Origin of the sequence: Variovorax sp. Varisp85, assembly GCF_047304045.1 — a bacterium.
Lineage (GTDB): Bacteria > Pseudomonadota > Gammaproteobacteria > Burkholderiales > Burkholderiaceae_C > Variovorax.
Genome location: NZ_JBGLYN010000169.1, coordinates 1 through 247, shown reverse-complemented (window position 1 = coordinate 247; position 247 = coordinate 1). Strand labels below are relative to the sequence as shown.

The following is a 247-nucleotide window of genomic DNA, read 5'->3' as shown; positions in this document are numbered from 1 at the left end:
GCCTGCGGCGGCGACGTCCACGTACTCGTGGCCGGCGCCAACGCTGCCGAAGCCGGCAAGGCCGCCGCGCAGATCGCGGGCGTGGCCAAGGTCATCGTGGCCGACAGCCCCAGCCTGGCCGAGAACCTGGCCGAGAACGTCGCCGCCCAGGTGCTGGCGATCGCATCCAGCTACAGCCACATCCTGTTCCCCTCGACCGCCAACGGCAAGAACGTCGCGCCGCGCGTGGCCGCCAAGCTCGACGTGG

Annotated in this window: 1 pseudogene; it reads left to right on the top strand. The window is 72.1% G+C overall.

Annotated features, from left to right (window positions below):
- Positions 1–247: pseudogene (locus tag ACCC97_RS28890) on the top strand (electron transfer flavoprotein subunit alpha/FixB family protein); the annotation flags it as partial.